18 protein-coding genes and 1 riboswitch are annotated in these 20,550 nt (G+C 58.4%); of the genes, 12 read left to right on the plus strand and 6 right to left on the minus strand.

Annotated elements, in window-relative coordinates:
- Window positions 1–96: 96 nt before the first annotated feature.
- The 6 genes from msbA (at window position 97) to hldE (ending at window position 7,954) form a co-directional block, all read left to right on the plus strand.
- Window positions 97–1,932: a lipid A export permease/ATP-binding protein MsbA gene (msbA, locus tag EA797_RS02525; RefSeq protein WP_122163617.1), complete on the plus strand. Its 1,836-nt coding sequence runs from the start codon at window positions 97–99 to the stop codon at window positions 1,930–1,932.
- The gene (locus tag EA797_RS02530; RefSeq protein ID WP_122163618.1) at window positions 1,929–2,825 is read left to right on the plus strand and encodes a GNAT family N-acetyltransferase; all 897 of its coding nucleotides are present in this window, start codon (window positions 1,929–1,931) and stop codon (window positions 2,823–2,825) included. Before msbA ends, EA797_RS02530 begins: the two co-directional genes overlap by 4 nt.
- Before the next feature lie 3 nt (window positions 2,826–2,828).
- Window positions 2,829–4,277, plus strand: coding sequence for a PIG-L deacetylase family protein (locus tag EA797_RS02535; protein ID WP_122163619.1), 1,449 nt, complete (start codon window positions 2,829–2,831; stop codon window positions 4,275–4,277).
- 162 nt (window positions 4,278–4,439) lie between these two features.
- Window positions 4,440–5,231: a glycosyltransferase family 2 protein gene (locus EA797_RS02540; RefSeq protein WP_122163620.1), complete on the plus strand. Its 792-nt coding sequence runs from the start codon at window positions 4,440–4,442 to the stop codon at window positions 5,229–5,231.
- Window positions 5,231–6,487 carry an O-antigen ligase family protein gene (locus EA797_RS02545; RefSeq protein WP_122163621.1) on the plus strand — a complete coding sequence of 419 codons (1,257 nt, stop codon included), beginning with the start codon at window positions 5,231–5,233 and terminating at the stop codon, window positions 6,485–6,487. Before EA797_RS02540 ends, EA797_RS02545 begins: the two co-directional genes overlap by 1 nt.
- A 45-nt stretch (window positions 6,488–6,532) precedes the next feature.
- Window positions 6,533–7,954: a bifunctional D-glycero-beta-D-manno-heptose-7-phosphate kinase/D-glycero-beta-D-manno-heptose 1-phosphate adenylyltransferase HldE gene (gene hldE / locus EA797_RS02550; protein ID WP_122163622.1), complete on the plus strand. Its 1,422-nt coding sequence runs from the start codon at window positions 6,533–6,535 to the stop codon at window positions 7,952–7,954.
- A 50-nt stretch (window positions 7,955–8,004) separates the two neighbouring features.
- On the opposite strand, the gene EA797_RS02555 is transcribed toward hldE, so the two are convergent.
- The 4 genes from EA797_RS02555 to EA797_RS02570 all read right to left on the minus strand — a co-directional run bounded on the left by EA797_RS02555 (window position 8,005) and on the right by EA797_RS02570 (window position 11,312).
- Window positions 8,005–8,892, minus strand: a complete 888-nt coding sequence (locus EA797_RS02555) for a metal ABC transporter ATPase (RefSeq protein ID WP_122163623.1) — start codon at window positions 8,890–8,892, stop codon at window positions 8,005–8,007.
- A 39-nt stretch (window positions 8,893–8,931) separates the two neighbouring features.
- A complete protein-coding gene (locus tag EA797_RS02560) occupies window positions 8,932–9,741 on the minus strand; it encodes an aldo/keto reductase (RefSeq protein WP_167468760.1) in 810 nt (269 codons plus the stop codon).
- Window positions 9,741–10,913, minus strand: a complete 1,173-nt coding sequence (locus EA797_RS02565) for an NAD(P)/FAD-dependent oxidoreductase (protein WP_122163625.1) — start codon at window positions 10,911–10,913, stop codon at window positions 9,741–9,743. The genes EA797_RS02560 and EA797_RS02565 overlap by 1 nt, the downstream gene beginning before the upstream one ends.
- A gap of 66 nt (window positions 10,914–10,979) precedes the next feature.
- Window positions 10,980–11,312 carry an SMR family transporter gene (locus tag EA797_RS02570; RefSeq protein ID WP_122163626.1) on the minus strand — a complete coding sequence of 111 codons (333 nt, stop codon included), beginning with the start codon at window positions 11,310–11,312 and terminating at the stop codon, window positions 10,980–10,982.
- A gap of 144 nt (window positions 11,313–11,456) precedes the next feature.
- Here EA797_RS02570 and waaA point away from each other — a divergent pair, with 144 nt between their 5' ends.
- Entirely contained in the window at window positions 11,457–12,725 is a 1,269-nt protein-coding gene (gene waaA, locus EA797_RS02575) for a lipid IV(A) 3-deoxy-D-manno-octulosonic acid transferase (protein ID WP_122163627.1), read from the plus strand.
- A 148-nt stretch (window positions 12,726–12,873) separates the two neighbouring features.
- Here the strand turns inward: waaA and EA797_RS02580 are convergent, their stop codons facing one another.
- Window positions 12,874–14,325 (minus strand): TolC family outer membrane protein, encoded by a 1,452-nt coding sequence (locus tag EA797_RS02580; protein WP_122163628.1) that lies wholly within the window; start codon window positions 14,323–14,325, stop codon window positions 12,874–12,876.
- Window positions 14,326–14,510: 185 nt separating this feature from the next.
- A riboswitch (TPP riboswitch) is annotated at window positions 14,511–14,617 on the plus strand.
- 103 nt (window positions 14,618–14,720) lie between these two features.
- Between EA797_RS02580 and thiC the strand changes: the two genes are divergently transcribed.
- Window positions 14,721–16,601 (plus strand): phosphomethylpyrimidine synthase ThiC, encoded by a 1,881-nt coding sequence (thiC, locus tag EA797_RS02585; protein ID WP_122163629.1) that lies wholly within the window; start codon window positions 14,721–14,723, stop codon window positions 16,599–16,601.
- A gap of 232 nt (window positions 16,602–16,833) precedes the next feature.
- On the opposite strand, the gene EA797_RS02590 is transcribed toward thiC, so the two are convergent.
- Window positions 16,834–17,562, minus strand: coding sequence for an RsiV family protein (locus EA797_RS02590; RefSeq protein ID WP_122163630.1), 729 nt, complete (start codon window positions 17,560–17,562; stop codon window positions 16,834–16,836).
- 229 nt (window positions 17,563–17,791) lie between these two features.
- Here EA797_RS02590 and EA797_RS02595 point away from each other — a divergent pair, with 229 nt between their 5' ends.
- The 4 genes from EA797_RS02595 (at window position 17,792) to EA797_RS02610 (ending at window position 20,545) form a co-directional block, all read left to right on the plus strand.
- The gene (locus tag EA797_RS02595) at window positions 17,792–18,409 is read left to right on the plus strand and encodes an NUDIX domain-containing protein (protein ID WP_122163631.1); all 618 of its coding nucleotides are present in this window, start codon (window positions 17,792–17,794) and stop codon (window positions 18,407–18,409) included.
- Window positions 18,406–18,852 carry a DUF1249 domain-containing protein gene (locus EA797_RS02600; protein ID WP_122163632.1) on the plus strand — a complete coding sequence of 149 codons (447 nt, stop codon included), beginning with the start codon at window positions 18,406–18,408 and terminating at the stop codon, window positions 18,850–18,852. Before EA797_RS02595 ends, EA797_RS02600 begins: the two co-directional genes overlap by 4 nt.
- A gap of 155 nt (window positions 18,853–19,007) precedes the next feature.
- A complete protein-coding gene (gene cpdA / locus EA797_RS02605) occupies window positions 19,008–19,823 on the plus strand; it encodes a 3',5'-cyclic-AMP phosphodiesterase (RefSeq protein ID WP_122163633.1) in 816 nt (271 codons plus the stop codon).
- Window positions 19,824–19,927: 104 nt separating this feature from the next.
- Entirely contained in the window at window positions 19,928–20,545 is a 618-nt protein-coding gene (locus EA797_RS02610; protein WP_122163634.1) for a YqiA/YcfP family alpha/beta fold hydrolase, read from the plus strand.
- Window positions 20,546–20,550 lie beyond the last annotated feature (5 nt).

A 20,550-nucleotide genomic window follows, 5' to 3' on the forward strand; every position in this document is an offset into this window, starting at 1 on the left:
TTTTGCACAACGCCGTGCGAGCGCAATAGCAGGCTGATTGGGGGTCGTCTGGGTAGGTGGTACACTGCGCAGCTTTGCAGCCAAGGCACGCAACTCATGTCGGAATCCTCTAGCGGCAACGCGCCGATGTCCAGCCTGAAGCTTTACATGCGGCTGCTCGGTTACGTGCGCCCCTACTGGCTCATGTTCGTGGTCAGCCTTGCCGGTTATATCCTGTTCGCTTTGACCCAGCCGATGATGGCGGCTCTTCTCAAGTATTTCGTCGATGGGTTGGCCAACCCCGAGCAAGGCGTGATGGCGTTGCCCGTGCTGGGGGATATCCAGCTGCTCTACGGCGTTCCACTGGCCTTACTGTTCATTACCGCCTGGCAAGGAGTTGGATCATTCCTTGGCGGCTATTATCTGGCTCGTGTGTCGCTCGGGCTAGTGCAGGATCTGCGCCTGGCCCTGTTCGATAGTCTGTTGAAGCTCCCCAATCGCTATTTCGACCAACATGCTTCAGGTCACCTGATCTCCCGAATCACCTTCAACGTGACGATGGTGACAGGCGCTGCAACCGACGCACTCAAGGTCATGGTTCGCGAAGGGCTGACTGTGATCTTCCTGTTCGGCTATCTGCTCTGGATGAACTGGAAGCTCACTTTGGTCATGGTTGCGATCCTGCCTGTCATCTCGTTGATGGTGCGTGTGGCCAGCAAACGCTTTCGCAGCCAGAGTCGCAAGATACAGGGCGCGATGGGTGAGCTGACGCACGTCGCCTCGGAGACCATCCAAGGGTATCGGGTCGTGAGGAGCTTTGGCGGTGAAAGATACGAAAGCGAGCGCTTCTACAAGGCCAGTGACGACAATACGCGCAAGCAGCTGAAGATGACTCGCACCTCGGCGTCGTATACCCCGCTGCTGCAGTTCGTAACTTACACCGGCATGGCACTGCTGATGTTCCTTGTCTTGCTTTTGCGAGGTGACGCCACGGTAGGCGATCTAGTGGCCTATATAACCGCCGCCGGCTTGCTTCCCAAGCCCATTCGGCAGCTTTCAGAGGTCAGTTCGACTATTCAGAAGGGTCTGGCTGGTGCCGAAAGCATCTTTGATCAGCTTGATGAGCAACCCGAAGTCGATACCGGCACGCTGGAGCGCGATAGAGTTGAAGGTCGCATCGATGTGCAGAATTTGAGCTTCACTTATCCCGGCACCGATAAACAGGTGCTCAACGACATAAGTTTCACTATTGCGCCTGGGCAGATGGTTGCGCTCGTCGGTCGGTCGGGCAGTGGTAAATCGACCCTGGCCAACCTTATTCCGCGCTTCTATCAGCATACGAGTGGCAAGATCCTGCTTGATGGCGTGGATGTGGAGCAGTATCGGCTTAACAACCTTCGCCAACATATAGCACTGGTTACTCAGCAGGTAACGCTATTCAACGACACCATTCAGAACAACATTGCCTATGGTGACCTTGCCAGCACGCCCAAAGAGGACGTTGAAAAGGCGGCCGCCGATGCCTATGCAGCGGAGTTCATCGAGCGTTTACCCGAGGGCTACATGACCCTCGTGGGGGAAAATGGTGTTCTATTGTCTGGCGGTCAGCGTCAGCGTCTCGCTATTGCACGTGCATTGCTCAAGGACGCGCCGCTGTTGATCCTCGATGAGGCAACATCAGCGCTGGACACAGAATCCGAGCGACACATCCAGGCTGCTCTGGATAAGGTGGTCGAGGGGCGCACTACCATTGTCATCGCGCATCGGTTGTCGACGATCGAGAAGGCAGATCTCATCTTGGTCATGGACCAGGGCCAGATTGTCGAGAGGGGCAACCATATCGAACTACTTGCAGCTAACGGCTATTATGCGCGCCTGCACAACCAGGACTTCGCGGAACTGAGTGACGGACCTTCTGAACGTCTCGACGGCGAGGGTGAGACGTTTACGTGATAGGGATTTTTCGGTTCTGGCGAGAGCGAGGCTGGCAGCTGATCGACGCACAGGCCTACGCCCAGGCATGGCATCGCTTCGGCGGGAGTGTTGCTACGCATCCTGAAATCGTGCGTCAGCTGTCGACGCTGGTCGATATTGAGGTCCGCTATCTGGGGCGCTACGTCGCAGGCGATCTGGTCGCGGCCGTCCCGTGTTGGGGCCAGGACATTGCCCTCTCTCGACGGGTGCTCAAAAAAAAGGGGCAGCGGGGAGCCTTCGATTTGGGTAATGCGGAAATCATCTTGCCCGCCGATGAGACTGCTGCTGCACCACTACGTCATCGCGGCGCATTTTTATCCTCGCTTAATCAAGGTCGTTTCAGTGGCTTGCGTCGCCAGAAGGATGAGCTTGCACTCGCGCGTCCGCTTGATCAGTTCTCTCGTAAGTTCCGTTATAACCAGAGGCGCGAGCTGCGCCTGCTGGAGGAGGCTGGAGGTGTATTGACACCTATGCAGGCATTCACCGCACAGGAGCAGGCGGACATCTACACCGAGCTGTTCGAGCGACGCTGGGGATTCGATGTGCCGGGCAAGCAGAATCTGGCCGAAGTCTTCCAAAGGCTGCGATCGTTCATCTGTGGCTCCGTTGTTGTGCTAGGCACAGAGCCTATCGCCATACAAATACTCTATCGTGCTGAATCGCCCCGTTGGGTCAGCGTCGAGTACGTCAACGGCGGAGTAAATCCCGATAATCGAGCCTTCAGTCCTGGCAGTGTCCTGAGCTTCGCCAATATCCAAGCCGCCTGGGCGGACGCGGAGGCGCTTGGCAAGCCATTGCGCTATTCGTTTGGACGCGCAGACCGTGAGTACAAAGATCGCTGGTGCAATCGCACGGATTGTTTCGAGGTGTGATGGATGTCTGCACGAAAAACAGCCTTGTTAAAGAAACATCGGCGTAACAAACGAATCGTTCTCGCCTTGGTGATACTCATCCTTGCGAGTTTTATTGACTTCGGCATTTACAACATTGGGCCGTGGTGGATTTCGCCTGTATTGGCGGTCCTGTTCTGGCTAGCCCACGAAGCCTGGTTTGCAGACCATCTTTTCTATTCTCCTCGCGACTCTTATCACTACGACTTTCCTCCAGATACTGTCGCGTTGCCGGTTACTTTAAGCGAGGGGCGGCTCACCTTCGCAATAGATCAACTTCCGGCAGGTGCTGGAACCTTGGTGCTTCAGGTAAAGCTCAAGAGCACCTGGCTAGGCTGGCTGCTCGATCCTCAAGTACGAGTAAGCGGGACGCCAGAGCAGGATCGACAAGACTTTGAAAGAAGGGCATCGGGGACCCGCTATATCAACTTATCGGGAGAAGCAGACTCGCTGCGTCATGGCGAAGTCAGGCTGAAAGGCAAGTATTGCCGCTTGGACGACGTAGCAACGCTTTATGCATTCTCGCACCCTGACTTCTCAAAGCAGAAACTGATGGTCATTGCGCCCCATGCCGATGACGCCGAACTTGCGGCTTTCGGGCTTTACAGTGAAAGCAGAGAGCCTGTCATCGTTACCCTCACGCAAGGGGAAATCGAAGCTGGCTACTATCGCCGCCTGGGTCTTGATAGCGCCGCCGCTGCGCGGTTGAAGGGCCGGCTGCGGACTTGGAACAGCTATGCGGTACCCCTCTGGGGCGACGTGCCTATAGATAACTGTATCCAGCTTGGTTATTACTGCCTGCAGTTATCGGGTATGTGTAGTCATCCAAGCGACGTATATGGCTCGCGCGAATCCCAAGAGGCCGACATTCGTGGCGCTCGTCACCTCAACAAATGCACATTACCGGGCGACGCTGACGGCTTGCCCACTTGGCAGAATCTGATCGCCGACTTGGTTGCGTTGCTTGAGCAGCATCAGCCAGACGTAATCGTCATGCCGCATCCCGAACTTGATCCTCATGATGATCACATCCATGCGACGCGGGCCGTGGAACAAGCCATCGCCCAGAGTTGCTGGAAGCCCGATGTGCAACTGCTCTATGCCAACCATCTCGCGGACAACGATCGCTGGCCGATGGGGCCTGCTAACAACGGCGTAGCACTCCCGCCTGCAATCGAACCTTTGCCCGCATATGCGCCTTGGAGCCCGAAGTTGTCCTTGTCGTCTCGAGTCGACAAGGCGATGGCTTTGACGATGCAACACGATCTGCGGATACCACTGCCGTTCAAGAAGCGGCTGCGTAGGACCATTCAACGTTTTCTTGCGGGCCGAGTTTGGCCTGGAATTGGCGAAGATGAGTTTTTCCGCAAGGCAGTACGGCGACACGAGTTGTTTTGGGTGCGGGCTGTGTTGAAGAGTAAGGATGAGGCGTGAGGTAAATCATGTCTGGTCGTTTACAGCATTGACGCTGCTGTGGGTATATCGGCTGGCTATGCAAAATACCGTTAGATGGGTAAATGGCAGGCAGGCTCGGCGATAACTAAAAAGGCAAAAAGCCATATTGGGTCTCATTCATTAAGGGTAATCGACGAGAGCATGCAATTTAGTACTGAAAGCGATGTGACTCTGGTAGTTACGAGTTGTGGGCGATTCGAGCATCTGTGCAAGACACTTGAAAGTTTTGATAGGTATAACACTGCGCCGCTGAAAGCAGTCGTCGTCGTAGAGGACAGTGGCAGTGACGCCGTGCATAAGGTCATACCTGCACATTGGGAGCCTCACACCACAGTACTATTGAACCAGCCACGACTGGGACAACTCGCTGCTATAGATCGTGCCTATTCATTGGTCGACACGGCCTATGTTTTTCATTGTGAAGATGACTGGGAGTTCTACCGTCCCGGTTTCGTCGAACAATCGCGTAAGATTCTAGATGGTTTCCCGCAGGTGCTACAGGTATGGCTGAGAAGTTTCGCTCACGATGTCCGAGTCAACTACCCTTTTCATACGCTCGGTGATCGGTTGGATCTTGATGGGGCGGCTTGTTATTACTTGTTATCCAGTGAGCCCGCCTGGCGCGGTTTCTCTTTTAATCCTGGATTGAGGCGTTTGCACGATTATAAGACGGTTTCGCCAGTTGCACGTTTTGCTTCTTCCGCCGAAGGCGAGTCGCGCCTTTCGCAAGAATTTGAAGCGCAGGGATACGCGACGGTTATTCTTGAGTCGGATGCGGTTCTGCATACCGGGGACGATGCCCATGTATGGGCCGATTCTGATCGACAGAAGCAACGAAAAAAGCGAAAGCGAAAGATAGGTCGAATCGCTATCGGAGCATCCGTACTCGTTCTCGGGATGGTCGCAGGTTATATTGCCCGTGGATTGATCTGATGAATCACTTGCTAGCCGACCCGCATCGGCTGATATCACCCCGGTATGCATGCGTGGGGCTGGCTTTCTGCGCATTATTTGCACTTCTGGTTGGTCGGTTATGGTGGTTTGGAGAGGCCAGTACTTGGGCGGGGTTTATCCGTACGAGCTTATTCCTATGCTTGCTACTGAGTCTGCTGGATAGTGGGTGTTTGCGGCAGTTTTCCAAGCAGAATTACTTGCTGTGGCTTGTAGTAGTGTTTCTGATCTATGTTGCGTCGAGTAGTACGCTGCTGGGTGATGGTAAAACGTTGCGGCGGGTGTTGCTACTAATGGCTTTTATTGTCGCTATTTCTTACATCGCGCACCAGTGGCAATATGCATGGAAAAAGCTTCTGGGCTGCGTTGGGGTCGCGTCCGCATTAGCATCTGCTGTAACACTTTGGAATCTTTGGGACTCTGGTTTACTTGATCTAGGTAACCGTGCGGCAGCCATAAGTGGTTCTGGAGTTGCTGGGTTGGCCGAGTTCGAAAACAGCGTTCTTGCATCGTTACAGATGTCCTTTTCCGTTGTTCTGATCGCATGGCTCTATCTAACGACCAAGAGTCGCGTGGGGCAAGGGTTCTGGTTGTTATGTTGCATTGTGGCGATCGTTTATCTTTTTGGAACATTCGGTCGTACCGGCTGGCTAGCCGCGGTAACAGCAGTCGTTGTGCTTATTGCTGTTATGGCCAATAAGAAGCAGCGATATGCTTTTTGGGGAGGTATGTGTCTAACGATAGCCCTTGCAATTGTTTTTTTTCACGAGCGAATCGCATATGAGTTATTTAGCCGACAGTTGACCCATCGGGATGAAATCTGGCGAATGGTCTTTGGCGTTATGCCGGGAAATTGGCTTTTTGGCCATGGAGCCGATGCTAGCGTCGAGCATCTATTGGGTGTGCAGAGTCTGGGTGGTTACGAGACGGTTATTAATCACGCGCATAGTCTATACGTCGAAGTAATTTTCAATTACGGCTTAATAGGGTTGGCGGGTTTCATAACGATTCTGATCGGGTCGGTCAGGCGCCTCTCGCTGCAGCGCGGGGAGCCGCTCTGTGCGCTGTGGTTGGCTATCTTGTGTGGTGCAGTGCCATCGATCGGTGTTGATTTCAGTTCATTCCTCTCCACGCCCAACCTGGTTTGGTTATGGGTCTGGTTGCCGGTGGCGTACGCCTGCGCGTTACCGACACTGCCGCGTGGGAGCGAGTTGCAAGGGGCCAAGGCTGGCGACTAGGACATATGTGCCTGCTAAGCTATTCGTCTTAACTTAGGAGCGTATATGAAACTATCCATGCCCCGTTTCGACCAAGCCTCCGTTCTGGTGGTTGGCGATGTCATGCTTGATCGTTACTGGCATGGCGGGACGTCTCGGATATCTCCCGAGGCCCCAGTGCCTGTGGTCAGGGTCGATCAGGTCGAGGATCGGCCAGGCGGCGCGGCCAATGTGGCGCTTAATATCGCAGCGTTGGGTGCGCCGGCGGCTTTGGTCGGGGTGACCGGTGTCGACGAGGCTCGGCAGAGCCTGAGCGACAGCCTCGCCGCTGCCGGGGTCGACGCGCATTTTCAACAGATCGAACACCAACCCACGATCATCAAACTTCGTGTCATGAGTCGTCATCAGCAGCTGTTGCGGATGGATTTTGAAGAGCCCTTCGATACGGATCCTGCTGCCTTGCTTGCTCAGGTAGAAGCGTTGCTCGACGGCGTCAAGGTGCTGATCCTCTCTGATTACGGAAAAGGTGCTCTGCGCAATCACCAAGCGCTGATTCAGGCAGCGCGCAAGCGTGGCATCCCGGTGTTGGCCGATCCCAAAGGCAAGGATTTCGAGATCTATCGGGGCGCATCGGTGATCACGCCTAATCTTGCGGAGTTCGAGGCTATCGTTGGGCACTGCGCCGATGAGTCCGATCTGGTAGCCAAGGGTGCTGAGTTGATGAGTGAGCTCGAGCTGGGCGCGTTGCTGGTTACGCGCGGCGAGCATGGCATGACGTTGCTGCGCCCAGATCATTCGCCGCTGCACCTGCCGGCGCGTGCTCGTGAAGTATTCGATGTAACTGGCGCGGGTGATACCGTCATTTCTACGTTGGCTGCTGCCATAGCTGCGGGTGAAGAGCTGCCGCAAGCCGTGGCGCTGGCGAACCTGGCCGCCGGCATCGTGGTGGGCAAACTGGGTACCGCGTGCATCAGTGCGCCTGAGTTGCGCCGCGCGGTGCAGCGTGAGGAAGGATCCGAGCGTGGCGTGATGACGCTGGAGCAGCTGCTCACCGCTATCGAAGATGCCCGTGCCGAGGGTGAGAAGATAGTTTTCACCAACGGCTGCTTCGACATTCTGCACGCCGGTCACGTGACCTACCTGGAGCAGGCCCGGGCGCAAGGTGATCGACTGATCGTCGCCGTTAATGACGATGGTTCCGTGAGCCGTTTGAAAGGTCCAGGAAGACCCATCAATTCCGTTGATCGGCGCATGGCCGTGTTGGCCGGGCTGGGCGCGGTTGACTGGGTTGTCTGCTTTGCCGAGGACACACCGGAAAATCTGCTCGCCGAGGTCAAGCCGGACGTATTGGTCAAGGGTGGCGACTACGGCGTCGATCAGGTCGTCGGCGCTGAACTGGTCACCGCTTACGGCGGAGAGGTCAGGGTCTTGGGTCTGGTCGAGAACAGCTCCACGACGGCCATCGTCGAGAAGATTCGCCAGCGATAGCCGTTGCAATCGAGGCCGGACCGTTCAGGTCTGGCCCGATTACGGCGATCTCAACCCGATGCGGCTACAGCGATGGTTTTGATCCAGTCGCGCCAGCTGATCCGCTCTTCACGTACCACCCACTCATCCTGATGCGCAAAGCTTTCTGACAAACACAGGCCGCGCGTACTGGCGGGTACTGGCTGGCCCTTGCGCAAGGTGAGCAGCGCAGGCGTGGGTCGCCCCTGCTGGAGCGGAATCAGGTAGAGGTCAGGTCGGCTGCGCGACAACTCGGCGACCAGCTTGCCGTCCTCAAGACGCTCATCCACATGAAACAAGCTGAGCTCTCGGGTCTCCTTGGGTAGCTCGAGGCGCATGTCGTAGACCAGCTGCAGAGATGCGGTCGGCAGGTGGACATAGGCTCGCGGCCGTTCCATGAGGGTCATCTGGCCGCATTGGATCGGCTTTGCTGAGCCTGAGAGCGACGCGAGGGTGAAATGCACAGCCTCACGGTAGCGAAGGCTGCTCTGGTAAGGCGCTGGCAGCCAGGTATCGCCAAAGCGTCCCGCCAGCCAGCCTTCGGGCGTTTCCAGCAGGCATTCTTCGGCGACCTCCTGAATGGCCGTCAGGAGCGGCAAGCTGAGTTCATGGGCCGGCACGTAGCCCGAGATGAGCTTGAGCACGACATCGCCACGATCCTGGCGTTGCTGGCGCACCAACACCCAGTATTCCTGGCCTTGCCAGCTGAGCGTCAGGCGTACCGACACGCCAAGGTTGGCCAGCTCGATGTTGAAGCGAGTCGGGTCTTCGACGGCAACGGGCCGGCGCCGCTCCAGCATCTCGCTGAAGTTCAGGGGACGACCCAGGCTCTGGTAGCGCAGGCCTTCTGGGCTGGCTTCTACGAGGAGCGGTAACGTCTTGAAAGCGGTAGGGTTCTTTCGAATCAGCACGCGCGGCATTCGGCTCCTCCTGGCAGTAGGCGGCCGTTTGGGCCGTACTTATTGTTGTTGAGATAAAACGGATGCGGCGGTAAGCACGTTATCTGACAAGTGTTGCGGGTTGATGGTGCCAATGATTGCTGCACCGACGCCGGGATGGGCGAATACCAGTTCAAAGCTGGCCCGCACCGGATCTTGGTCGGCGCGCAGGCAGGCATGACCGCTGGCCAAGGCCTTCTTCACCAGGATGCCCTTGGCATGCGCCTGCGCGTAGTCGAGGACCGGGCGCTCGCTTTGCTCGTTGAGGTTGTAGGTCACCATCGCGCAATCGCCTTCTTCGAGCGCGAACAGGCCGCCTTCGACTGTCTTGCCCGATAAGCCGAAGCCGAGAATCTTGCCTTCGCGTTTAAGCTCGGCAAGGGTCTCGTAGACGCCGCTGTTGCGCAGAACCTCGACGTCACGCCCATCCGAATGGACCAAGACCAGGTCTATGCGGTCGGTTTTGAGCCGCTCAAGGCTGCGGTCGATGGAAAAACGTGTGTGGGCAGCGGAGAAATCGAAGCGTGATTGGCCATCGATGAATTCCTCACCAACCTTACTGACAATAATCCAGTGGTCGCGCTGGCCCTTGAGTAGTGGCCCCAAGCGTTCCTCGCTGACGCCGTATGCCGGCGCGGTATCGATCAGGTTGATCCCCAGGTCGCGGGCCAGCTTCAACAACTGGCGCGCCTGCGCATCATCCGGAATGCGAAAACCAGTGGGATATTTCACACCCTGATCCCGGCCCAGCTTGACCGTGCCAAGCCCTAGCGGCGACACCTGCAGGCCTGTGCTTCCAAGCGGACGATGCATATCGTGCAAAGTCTTCATCACACCAAGCCTTCCCAGAATGGGCCAGTGATCGCTGGGCGGGGCAGCTCGGGTAACGGCTGATGCGATTGGGGTTCGATGCCATCCCGCGTCAGGGCCGCTTCGACGCGATCCGCGAAATCGGGGGACAAGGCCAGCTTCGTTGGCCAGCCAACCAGAAGCCGACCCTGCTCGGCGAGAAAGGCGTTGTCTGGTCTGGCCAGCGCCGACTGCGCGGGCTCGGCTCGATCAATCCGCAGCGTCGCCCATTTGGCAGTGGTTAGGTCGATCCAGGGCACCAGTTCAGCCAACTCTTTCTTGGCAGCAGTGATCTGAGCCGCTTCGTCGCGCGCAACACCACTCGCTTCGGCCAGGTCGCCGCCCAGATACCACACCCACTCGCCGTCAGCGGAGGGGTGACTGGTAACCGTAATGCGTGGCTTGGAGCCACCTCCGAGGCAATGCGCATAAAGTGGCTTGAGCGTTGGCGCCTTGACGATGACCATGTGCAGCGGACGCTTTTGCATGGCTGGTTGGCCGAGGTTCAGGCCATTCAGCAGCTCGGCATTGCCAGCCCCGGCTGTCAGAACGATGCGCTGAGCGTTGATCGGGCGGGCGTCGACCATCAGCCCGGTGAGTTCGCCATTTTCTTGAAGCGGCTCGACCCGCTCAGCTTTCAGTAACCCAGGCCCGCCCAGCTCTGCCAGGCGTTCAATCAGGCTGGGCACATCCAATACCAGTTCGCTGAGTCGATAGACCTTCCCTTTGAATCGCGGGTCCTGCAACGCTGGGGGGAGTTCGTTGCCCTTTACCTGACCGACACGTGAGCGCACCGCCTTGCTGGCAAAGAAGCTGGTGAGGTTGCCGGTCAGGGTGCCCGGCGACCATAGATAATGCGCGTCAGATAGAAGCCGCACGCCGGACAAGTCCAGTTCGCCGTTACCCTCAAGCGCTTCGCGCCAGCGACGTGGCATATCGGCGATGGCTTCCGATGCGCCAGTCAGTGCGCCGCTCAATGCGTATTTGGTGCCGCCGTGAATGATTCCTTGCGACTTGATGCTCTGACCACCGCCGAGTACGCCCTTGTCGACCAGCACCGTTGAATAGCCAAGCCGACGCATGCGAGCGTTCAGCCACAGGCCGGCTACGCCACCCCCTACGATCAGGATATCGGTGCTCAGGGATTCGGACATGGAGGGGCCTCGTTGTGGAGTCAGGCGCGCAGTATAACCGCTCGCCCAACAACGTCATTTGAGTGGCTAGTGGCCGGTGCTTTTGGAAAACATCTGGATCACAACGACGCCGGCGATGATCAGAGCCATGCCGAGCGCTGCAGGAAGGTCGAGTTTCTGTCCGTAGATCAGCGCCGCCGCAACGCTCACCAGGACAATGCCAAGACCCGCCCAAATCGCGTAGGCAATGCCGACCGGGATGGTCTTGACCACCAACGCCAGCATCCAGAATGAAAGGCTGTAGCCGACGATTACGAGCATGAGCGGCAATGGGCGGCTGAACCCGGCGAGGGCCTTCATGGATGTTGTGGCAATCACTTCGGCGGCAATGGCGATGGCAAGATAGATGTAGCCAGTCATAACGTCTCCGGTCGGATGCGTCGGAAAAGGTGCGCACCGACCTCATTCGGCTTCATCGCGAGAACCAAGTTTCGGGGCGAGGTGCTTTTTTCGATAAGGCATCGCTGTGGTCGTCAGGTTGGTGCCTTGCTAAGCTCCGCGCCCATGAATCGCATCCTTTATACCCTGCTGTTCCACCTCGCGTTGCCCCTGGTGGTTGTTCGCTTGCTTTGGCGTGCACGCCGAGCGCCGGCCTATTCAAAGCGCATCGGCGAACGATTTGCGGCCGGAATCTCAGATTTGCAACCAGGCGGTATTTGGGTGCATGCAGTCTCAGTCGGCGAGAGCATCGCAGCCGCGCCGATGATCCGTGAGTTGATGGCTCAATATCCGCACTTGCCGATCACCGTTACCTGCATGACGCCGACCGGGTCGGAGCGGATCAAGGCGCTGTTTGGCAACGCTGTCCAGCATTGTTACTTGCCTTACGATCTGCCGTGGGCGGCGTCGCGCTTTTTGAATCGCGTGCAGCCTAAGTTGGCGGTGGTGATGGAGACCGAGTTGTGGCCCAACCACCTCCATCAATGCGCGCGTCGTGGAGTTCCGGTGGCGCTGGCGAATGCCAGGCTTTCCGAGCGCTCTGCACGGGGGTATGCACGATTTTCCCGGCTCACCGAACCGATGCTGGGTGAACTCAGCTTGATCGCCGCACAGACCGAGGTAGAAGCCGAGCGCTTTCGAAAACTTGGCGCCCGTGAGGCATGCGTTCAAGTAACCGGCTCGATTAAATTCGACCTGAGTATCGACCCTATGCTGCCGGAGCGTGCCGCGCAGCTGCGCGAGCGGTGGGGTGCAACGGACAGGCCGATATGGATAGGCGCCAGCACCCACACCGGAGAAGACGAAATCTTGCTGGCTGCCCATCGGCTGCTGCTGGCTGATCGACCTGATGCTCTGTTTATCCTGGTCCCGCGTCATCCGGAGCGCTTCGGCTCGGTGCACGAGCTTTGTCGCAAGCAGGGGTTCGCCACTGTTAGACGGTCGCTTGATGAAACGCCGCGAGGCGAGACGCAGGTACTGCTAGGCGACACCATGGGTGAACTGCTGTTTCTGTTTGCGCTGGCCGACGTCGCCTTCGTTGGAGGTAGCCTGGTGCCAACAGGCGGGCACAACCTCCTCGAGCCAGCAGCGCTCGGCAAACCGGTACTGACAGGCCCGCATCTGTTCAATTTTCTGGATATCGCCGCACAACTGCGAGACGCCGGCGGACTGGTTGAAATCACCACCGCCCCGGAGCTGGCAGCAGAGATCAAATCCTTCTGGAACGATAACGGACGAACCAAGCAGGCGCGTGCGGCGGGATTGGCTGTGCTGCACAATAATCAAGGCGCATTGGGGCGCTTGTTAGCCGCCCTAGATGCATTGCTGCGCTAGACAGGTGCATCAGCGCCGAACAGGTTCGTAGCCGACATCTGTTGACCCTGCTGATAGCAAGCACGCTGCGCTTTTCTGTCGAACCGGCCTTTGAGGCGCGTCCGGCAATGGCCGAGTTGCCATCATTTCCGACTGGTGCCGCCTGCTGTCAGTCCACCCGAACAGGTTGCCCGAAATTTTCCGAAAGATCCGGTGGCAGGAAATCCGTGTCCGGGTCGTAGTCGGCCTTCAGGTAGCGTTGCAGGTCTTCCAGATCGCCGGGGTTGAGCGTGCCGGCAGCTTGCTTCAAGCGCAGGCTGTCGAGGATGTAGTCATAGCGCGCGTTGTTGTAGTCGCGCACTGCCGCGAACAGGCGGCGTTGGGTGTCTAGCACGTCGACGATGTTGCGCGTGCCGACCTGATACCCGATATCCGTGGCTTCCAGAGCGCTCTGGTTGGAAATGATCGATTGCCGGCGCGCTTGCACTTGCTCCACGTCGGTGTTTACGGCGCGGTGCAGGTTGCGGGTGGACTCGACAACCTGACGACGCAGGCTTTCGCGCTGTTGTTCGGTCTGGGTCAGCTGGTAGAAGGCTTCACGTCCTTGTGAGCTCGTCAGGCCTCCGCTGTAGAGGGGAATGTTCAGTTGCAGGCCAATGCTGCGCTGTTCGACATCGCCGGTATAGCGGGGTATCCCGCCCACGGCCTCGCTGCCGGTATTGGTAAAGCCGAGGCTGTCGTTGTCGCCCTTGCTATAGCGCGCCACGGCATCCAGCGTCGGCGCATGACCGGCGCGGCGCTGACGGAGAGTCTCTTCGGCCGCACTGACGGCCTGGTTGCTGACCAGCAGATCGAGGTTCTGGCGGGTTGCCGTGTCGACCCAGGCGCTGGCGTCGTTAGGTACAGGGGGAAGAACCGGCAAGCTGTGTTCGACGCCTTCCAGTGCAAGGTATTCGCGGTTGGTGAGCGTGAACAGCGCCTGGAAGGAATCGTCCACCTGACGTTGAGCCAATAGCCGGTTGGCGCGTGCGGTGTCGAATCCTGCCTGGGCTTCAAGCACGTCGGTGCGATCCGATAGGCCTACTTCGAAACGCTCGTCTGCCTGATCGAGTTGACGCTGAAATGCCGATTCCTCTGCCTTGGCGGCCGCGAGATTGTCCTGCGCCCGCAGTACTGCAAAGTAGGCTTGAGCGGTCAGGCGTATGAGGTCCTGTTCGGCGATCGAATACTGCAGCGCCGCTTGTTCGCTGATGGCCTCGGCCGCTTGTAGCTGGAACCAGCGATCGGCGCGAAAGATCGGTTGGCTCAGGGTGGCCTGGTAGACGGTACCGCTGCGATTGAGCGATCGTGAGCCCATGCTGGTATCGACGTCGGTCTCCGTGTTGCTGGCTTCGGCGCTCGCGCTGAGATTGGGCAGCAATCCGGCGCGTGCCTGGGGCACGATCTCCTGAACCGCCTTGAACTGAGCGCGGGCCGCGGCGAGATCGGCATTGTTCGCGACTGCTTGCCGGTACACGCTGATCAGATCGGTACGGGCAGAAAGTGGGGGTGCTGTCTCGGCCCAGGTCAGCCCCGACGAGGCAGCGGTGACGGCGAGTGCTAACGTGAGTCTGCGCAGCATGTGCGTCTTTCCCTGAAGCGAAGTGATGGGCAAGGCTATGCCCGGTCACCCAGGCGGTCAAGGCGCATGAGCAGGGTGTTCAAGACGTCGATAACGGCGATCTGGCAGTAGCCCATCGTGACCCGACGGTCGCCCCGCTCGAGCGTCGTCATGGTATTCCCATGAAGTCTTGATTAGACTCGTTCCCGTTCTTGTCGGGGTGCCTTGAAGCGAAGGCTGAGATCGGAAAGTTCCGGATCCCGTTGAACCTGATCAGGTTAAGGCCTGCGTAGGGAACAAGATGTGCTCGCCAGTCGTTCGGCAAGCTCTCTCGGCGCCAGTCCCGGCGCGCCCCGATGCCCTTGATCCGCCGTGTTTTTCAGGTTCGCTCCGACAATTCTCTAGGAGCCAGCCTGATGCGTGTAGAACAACAAAACCTCAGTGAATCAGCCCAGGTCGACCAGGGGTCGATCCAGCCTTTCCCGCGTTCGCAGAAAATCTACGTGCAGGGATCGCGTCCTGATATTCGTGTGCCGATGCGTCAGATCAGTCTGGACGTAACGCCCACTGATTTCGGCGGTGAAATCAATGCGCCGGTGCTGGTTTATGACACCTCCGGTCCTTACACCGATCCGAGCGTGACCATCGACGTACGTAAAGGCCTTGGCGATGTTCGTTCGGCCTGGATCGACGATCGTGGCGACACCGAGCTGCTCGACGGCTTGACCTCTCATTTCGGCCAACAGCGCCTGGCCGATGCCGAACTGACCAAGATGCGCTTCGCTCATGTGCGTAACCCGCGCCGCGCCAAGCCGGGCAAGAACGTCAGCCAGATGCACTACGCGCGTCAGGGCATCATCACGCCCGAGATGGAGTACGTCGCCATCCGCGAGAACATGAAGCTGCAGGAGGCTCGTGCGGCCGGCTTGCTTACCGAACAGCATGCGGGACAGAGCTTCGGGGCCTCGATCCCAAAGGAGATTACCGCTGAGTTCGTGCGTGACGAAGTTGCCCGCGGTCGCGCCATCATTCCGGCGAACATCAACCACACCGAGCTCGAGCCGATGATCATCGGCCGCAACTTCCTGGTGAAGATCAACGGCAATATCGGCAACTCGGCCCTGGGCTCCTCGATCGAAGAAGAAGTCGCCAAGCTGACCTGGGGCATCCGCTGGGGCTCGGACACGGTGATGGACCTGTCCACCGGCAAGCACATCCACGAGACACGCGAGTGGATCATCCGTAATTCGCCAGTGCCAATCGGCACCGTGCCGATTTACCAGGCGCTGGAGAAGGTCAATGGCGTGGCCGAGGACCTGACCTGGGAGCTGTTCCGCGACACGCTGATCGAGCAGGCGGAGCAGGGCGTCGATTACTTCACCATCCACGCCGGCGTGCTGTTGCGCTACGTGCCGCTCACCGCCAAACGCGTCACGGGCATCGTCTCGCGCGGCGGTTCGATCATGGCCAAGTGGTGCCTGGCGCATCACCAGGAAAACTTCCTCTACACCCATTTCGACGAAATCTGCGAAATCATGAAGGCCTACGACGTCAGCTTCTCGCTAGGTGATGGTCTGCGTCCAGGCTCCATCGCTGATGCCAACGATGCTGCGCAGTTTGGCGAGCTGGAAACCCTCGGCGAGCTGACCAAGATTGCCTGGAAGCATGACGTGCAGTGCATGATCGAAGGCCCCGGCCACGTGCCGATGCAGCTGATCAAGGAGAACATGGACAAGCAGCTGGAGTGCTGCGACGAGGCGCCGTTCTACACCCTCGGCCCGCTGACCACCGACATAGCGCCGGGCTACGACCACATCACCAGTGGCATCGGTGCGGCCATGATCGGCTGGTTCGGCTGCGCCATGCTCTGCTACGTCACGCCCAAGGAGCACCTTGGTTTGCCGAACAAGGATGACGTCAAGACGGGCATCATCACCTACAAGATTGCGGCGCACGCTGCTGACCTCGCCAAGGGCCATCCTGGCGCGCAGATTCGCGACAATGCCTTGTCCAAGGCGCGTTTCGAATTCCGCTGGGAGGACCAGTTCAACCTTGGCCTGGATCCGGATACCGCACGCAGCTATCACGACGAAACTTTGCCCAAGGATTCGGCCAAGGTCGCGCACTTCTGCTCCATGTGCGGGCCGAAGTTCTGCTCCATGAAGATCACCCAGGAAGTGCGCGAATACGCGGCACAAAACGGGCTGACCGACGAGCAGAAGGCCATAGAGGCCGGCTTCGCCGAGCAGTCCTCACGCTTCAAGGATGAAGGATCGGTTATCTACAAGCAGGTTTAGACCGCAACGGCGCAATGCACGGCTTCGACCGCAGGGTCGAGACCGTCCTTACCATTGGTTGCTTATCGGTAAATCGACTGAGGCGTGAACTGCCTTGTTGACCTTTGCTTTGCATGGAAGGGGCCGTGCTCGGCGAGCTACTTCCAGGCGCTATGAAGGGCTGTAACCTCTTTACATGCACCGCGCGCCCGCAATGCTGCGGGCTAAAGCCTGATACCGCCGCTTCGATCATCTATTGCAAATAAGCGGGCTTTAGTATCCCGCTGAGCTCGCTATGAGGGATCTCCAGCTCCGGATGGCCGCTTGAATACGGTGCAATGCTATAGACGTCATATTTGAGAAGCACCTTGTCGCGCAGCAGTGCGATATTTCTGGTCCGCTGGAAGGGCCATTGCCGTGCGAAGCTTGCGTCGTGTTCGTTCTCCACTAGCCATTGTTGATGAGCGCTTGCAGCAGCGCGCCAAAACGCTCCTTCCTTACCCGGCAGCAGTATGTCCGCCAGCTGCAGTTCGCGACCCTGCTCCCGGTCATAGTTGATGAACCCGCGACCTGGCATGCCGTGGGCACCGCCAGTATGCAGGTAGCTCGATAGCTCGACGACCAGAAGCGAACCATGCTGTTCACGCAGTTTGGCTTGCAGGTAGCTGCTCCAGCCTGGTTCGGCTTGGCGCAGAAACTCCTCCTGATAGCTTTCAAGCGTAGCGGGAATGGTGGCATCGGGACTGTTGATGGTCATCTTGCGCAAACGCTGGTCGATGAGGGCGTTGAGCGCAGGTTCCGACTCGAACAGCTGGGTATCGATGTTGACCAACGGGCAGCGTTCGTCCGTTTCAGGGCAGCCGGCCGGACGCTGCTCGCTGAGGACTTGTTTGACCTCAACGGGCGGCTCACCGCCAAAGTGCTGGCATGCGCTGATGAGCAGGCTAAGCGAGATCAGAGCTAAGGACTGGCGTATGGACATAGGTGATTTCACGGCTCTAGTGGTGGCGGCTGAGGGGTTTCGAGTGCTGGCAGGAAATGAAGTTCGTAAACAGGGGTTGAGCAATTTTTCCGGATGCGAGTGGTCTGCAAAGGGCTGCGCCTGAGCAAACGGCGCGCTAGGATGGCATTAGAGAAACCGCTCACGTCGTGACGGTTGCAGCCTTTTCCTGCGTCCTGGGTGCAGGAACAAACCGATATGTGAGTAGTTCATGAACGATATTTTCCAAGCCGGCGCCGACGATGTCGAGATCATCCAGCGTGAGCGCTGCTTCAGCGGGTTTTATAACCTTGACCGGTTCCGTCTTCGCCATCGTCTGTTTAGGGGCGGCATGGGCGCGGAGATCGAGCGTGAATTGTTCGTGCGCCATGATGCAGTCTGCGTGCTGCCGTACGATCCACAGCGTGACGAAGTGGTGCTGGTCGAGCAGTTTCGTGTGGGAGCCATGGCCCATGGCGACAACCCCTGGTTGGTGGAAACGGTAGCCGGCCTGATCGACAAGGATGAGCAGCCCGAAGAAGTGGCGCGCCGGGAATCGATTGAAGAAGCCGGCCTCGAGCTCGGCGAACTCTGGCCGGTGTCGGTTTACTATCCGTCCCCCGGCGGCAGCACCGAACGCATTCATTTGTATGTCGGACGTTGCAGCAGCATCAATGCTGGCGGCGTATTCGGCCTTGAGGAGGAGGGCGAAGATATCCGTGCAGCGGTGTGGTCACTGGATAATGCACTGCAGGCTTTGCGCGACGGCCGCATCGACAATGCGGCGACTATCATTGCCCTGCAGTGGCTGGCCTTGAACCGCGACGAAATCCGGGAGGCATGGATATGAGGCGAACCCGCGAGCGGTATCGCGTCGACCTGCTTGAATTGCAGTCGGCATGCGAAGCCAACTACCTGCGGCTGATGCGGTTGCTGCCTGAGATGCGCAACCGGCCAGATACACGCCGCATCGCTATGAGCCAGGGTGACCGGCTCCTGGGAGTGCTGGTCCTCAAAGTTATCGAATCCTGTCCCTACACCACGACCGTACAGATCAGTCAGCAGGATTGTCTGCCCTGGTTGCCGGTCCCGCAGATGGATGTGCGTGTCTATCATGATGCACGGATGGCTGAAGTGATAAGTGCCGAGCATGCTCGGCGCTTCCGCGGCATCTATAGCTATCCCAACGCGCAGATGCATCAGCCCGACGAGAAAAACCAGCTCAACCTCTTCTTGGGCGAGTGGCTTGGCCATTGCCTGGCGTGCGGCCATGAACTCGAGCCCGTGGTATAGGCAAAAGAGATAAGCATCGTCCGCGATACTGGCGTTATGCTATGCGATCGTGGCGCTCCCAGCCGGTTCTGTGATGCAAGCCCGCATCGCGCGGTTTACCCCTGCAACTGACAGCCACCATAATTCTTCTGCGATTTCGCCAAAGGAGACGGGTCTTGGCTGCTGCGCCCCTCACTGCTGAAAAAGACTCAGTCCTGCTCGTTCAGTTGACCGACAGCCACCTGTTTGCCGAGGCGGGCGGGAAATTGCTGGGTATGGACACTGCCGAGAGTCTGCAGCGGGTTGTCGATCTAGTGCTCGATGAGCAGGCTGACGTCGACCTGGTGCTGGCGACCGGGGATTTGTCTCAGGATGGCTCGCTTGATTCGTACAAGCGTTTTCGCGCACTGTCCGAGCGCATCGATGCCCCTGCACGCTGGTGCCCCGGCAATCACGACGAACTGGACATGATGCGGCAGGCCGCTAGCGGCAGCGATCTGATGCTGCCGGTCCTGGATATCGGCGCCTGGCGAGTGGTGATGCTCGATACGCTGGTGCCGGGCTCGGTGTTCGGCATGCTGCGCGACGAGCAGCTGGCTTTGCTGGAGCAGACGCTGGCTCAGGCGCCAGAACAACCGCATCTGGTCTGCCTGCATCATCACCCGGTTTCAATCGGCAGCCGCTGGATGGACAGCATCGGGCTGCGCAACCGTGATGCTTTATTCGAGATTCTGGATCGCTTCAAGTGTGTCAAGGCGTTGCTCTGGGGGCATATCCATCAGGAGTTCGATGGCTGGCGCAGCGACGTGAGATTGCTGGCTACGCCATCCACCGGCGTACAGTTCGCACCGGGCAGCGAAGATTTTCAGGTGGATACACGGGCTCCCGGCTACCGCTGGCTAAGGCTGTACGCCAATGGGGAGCTGGAGACGGGCGTGTCGCGAGTCGTAGGGATGGACTTCGTCGTCGACTACAGCGTCAAGGGCTATTAGAAGCGAGCCTGCCGATTCCAGCCTTGGATCAGGACGGTACAAGCTTGCAGCTTGCGCGCTTCGCCTAGTAGCCTTTCCCGTCCTTGCCAGCTCAGCGAATCAGCATGACATCAATGCCCCCCTCCATCCTCTACATGCATGGGCTCAACAGCTCCCCGGTATCGCGCAAGGCCAGCCAGCTCACCGCTGCGTTGGAGCGGATCGGCATGGGTGCATGGCTGCAGGTTCCGGCCCTACATCATCATCCACGCCAGGCAATCGCCCAGCTTGATATGGCGATTACCAAGCTCGGTCGGCCTTTGCTGGTCGGCAGCTCCCTCGGCGGATACTATGCAACGCACCTCGCCGAACGCCACGGCCTCAAGGCCCTGCTGATCAATCCGGCAGTGACGCCGCACCGCCGTTTCGACGGCTATCTCGGGCAGCAAACCAATCTTTATACCGGCGAGGTCTGGCAGCTGACCGAGGATCACGTCGCTGCCCTGGCCGAGCTTGAGGTGCCGCCGCCGGAGGATGCCGATCGCTATCAGGTCTGGCTGCAGACCGGCGATGAAACACTGGATTACCGTCAAGCTGCGGACTTCTACAAAGGATGCGCAGTGCGGATCCAGGCCGGGGGCGATCACAGCTATCAGGGTTTCGCCGACCACCTTCCTGCTTTGCTGGCCTTTGCAGGCTTTGATCCTGCGTCTTTCGCAGAGCTCGATTTTTCCGATTTATAAGGACA

The organism is Stutzerimonas zhaodongensis (assembly GCF_003696365.1).
In the GTDB taxonomy this organism is placed as follows: domain Bacteria; phylum Pseudomonadota; class Gammaproteobacteria; order Pseudomonadales; family Pseudomonadaceae; genus Stutzerimonas; species Stutzerimonas zhaodongensis.

Excerpts from the sequence above, each read along its gene's own strand:
- msbA (WP_122163617.1), top strand. The coding sequence starts at position 97 with ATGTCGGAATCCTCTAGCGGCAACGCGCCGATGTCCAGCCTGAAGCTT.
- EA797_RS02535 (WP_122163619.1), top strand. The coding sequence starts at position 2,829 with ATGTCTGCACGAAAAACAGCCTTGTTAAAGAAACATCGGCGTAACAAA.
- EA797_RS02540 (WP_122163620.1), top strand. The coding sequence starts at position 4,440 with ATGCAATTTAGTACTGAAAGCGATGTGACTCTGGTAGTTACGAGTTGT.
- EA797_RS02545 (WP_122163621.1), top strand. The coding sequence starts at position 5,231 with ATGAATCACTTGCTAGCCGACCCGCATCGGCTGATATCACCCCGGTAT.
- hldE (WP_122163622.1), top strand. The coding sequence starts at position 6,533 with ATGAAACTATCCATGCCCCGTTTCGACCAAGCCTCCGTTCTGGTGGTT.
- EA797_RS02555 (WP_122163623.1), bottom strand. The coding sequence starts at position 8,892 with ATGCCGCGCGTGCTGATTCGAAAGAACCCTACCGCTTTCAAGACGTTA.
- EA797_RS02560 (WP_167468760.1), bottom strand. The coding sequence starts at position 9,741 with ATGAAGACTTTGCACGATATGCATCGTCCGCTTGGAAGCACAGGCCTG.
- EA797_RS02565 (WP_122163625.1), bottom strand. The coding sequence starts at position 10,913 with ATGTCCGAATCCCTGAGCACCGATATCCTGATCGTAGGGGGTGGCGTA.
- EA797_RS02570 (WP_122163626.1), bottom strand. The coding sequence starts at position 11,312 with ATGACTGGCTACATCTATCTTGCCATCGCCATTGCCGCCGAAGTGATT.
- waaA (WP_122163627.1), top strand. The coding sequence starts at position 11,457 with ATGAATCGCATCCTTTATACCCTGCTGTTCCACCTCGCGTTGCCCCTG.
- EA797_RS02580 (WP_122163628.1), bottom strand. The coding sequence starts at position 14,325 with ATGCTGCGCAGACTCACGTTAGCACTCGCCGTCACCGCTGCCTCGTCG.
- thiC (WP_122163629.1), top strand. The coding sequence starts at position 14,721 with ATGCGTGTAGAACAACAAAACCTCAGTGAATCAGCCCAGGTCGACCAG.
- EA797_RS02590 (WP_122163630.1), bottom strand. The coding sequence starts at position 17,562 with ATGTCCATACGCCAGTCCTTAGCTCTGATCTCGCTTAGCCTGCTCATC.
- EA797_RS02595 (WP_122163631.1), top strand. The coding sequence starts at position 17,792 with ATGAACGATATTTTCCAAGCCGGCGCCGACGATGTCGAGATCATCCAG.
- EA797_RS02600 (WP_122163632.1), top strand. The coding sequence starts at position 18,406 with ATGAGGCGAACCCGCGAGCGGTATCGCGTCGACCTGCTTGAATTGCAG.
- EA797_RS02610 (WP_122163634.1), top strand. The coding sequence starts at position 19,928 with ATGACATCAATGCCCCCCTCCATCCTCTACATGCATGGGCTCAACAGC.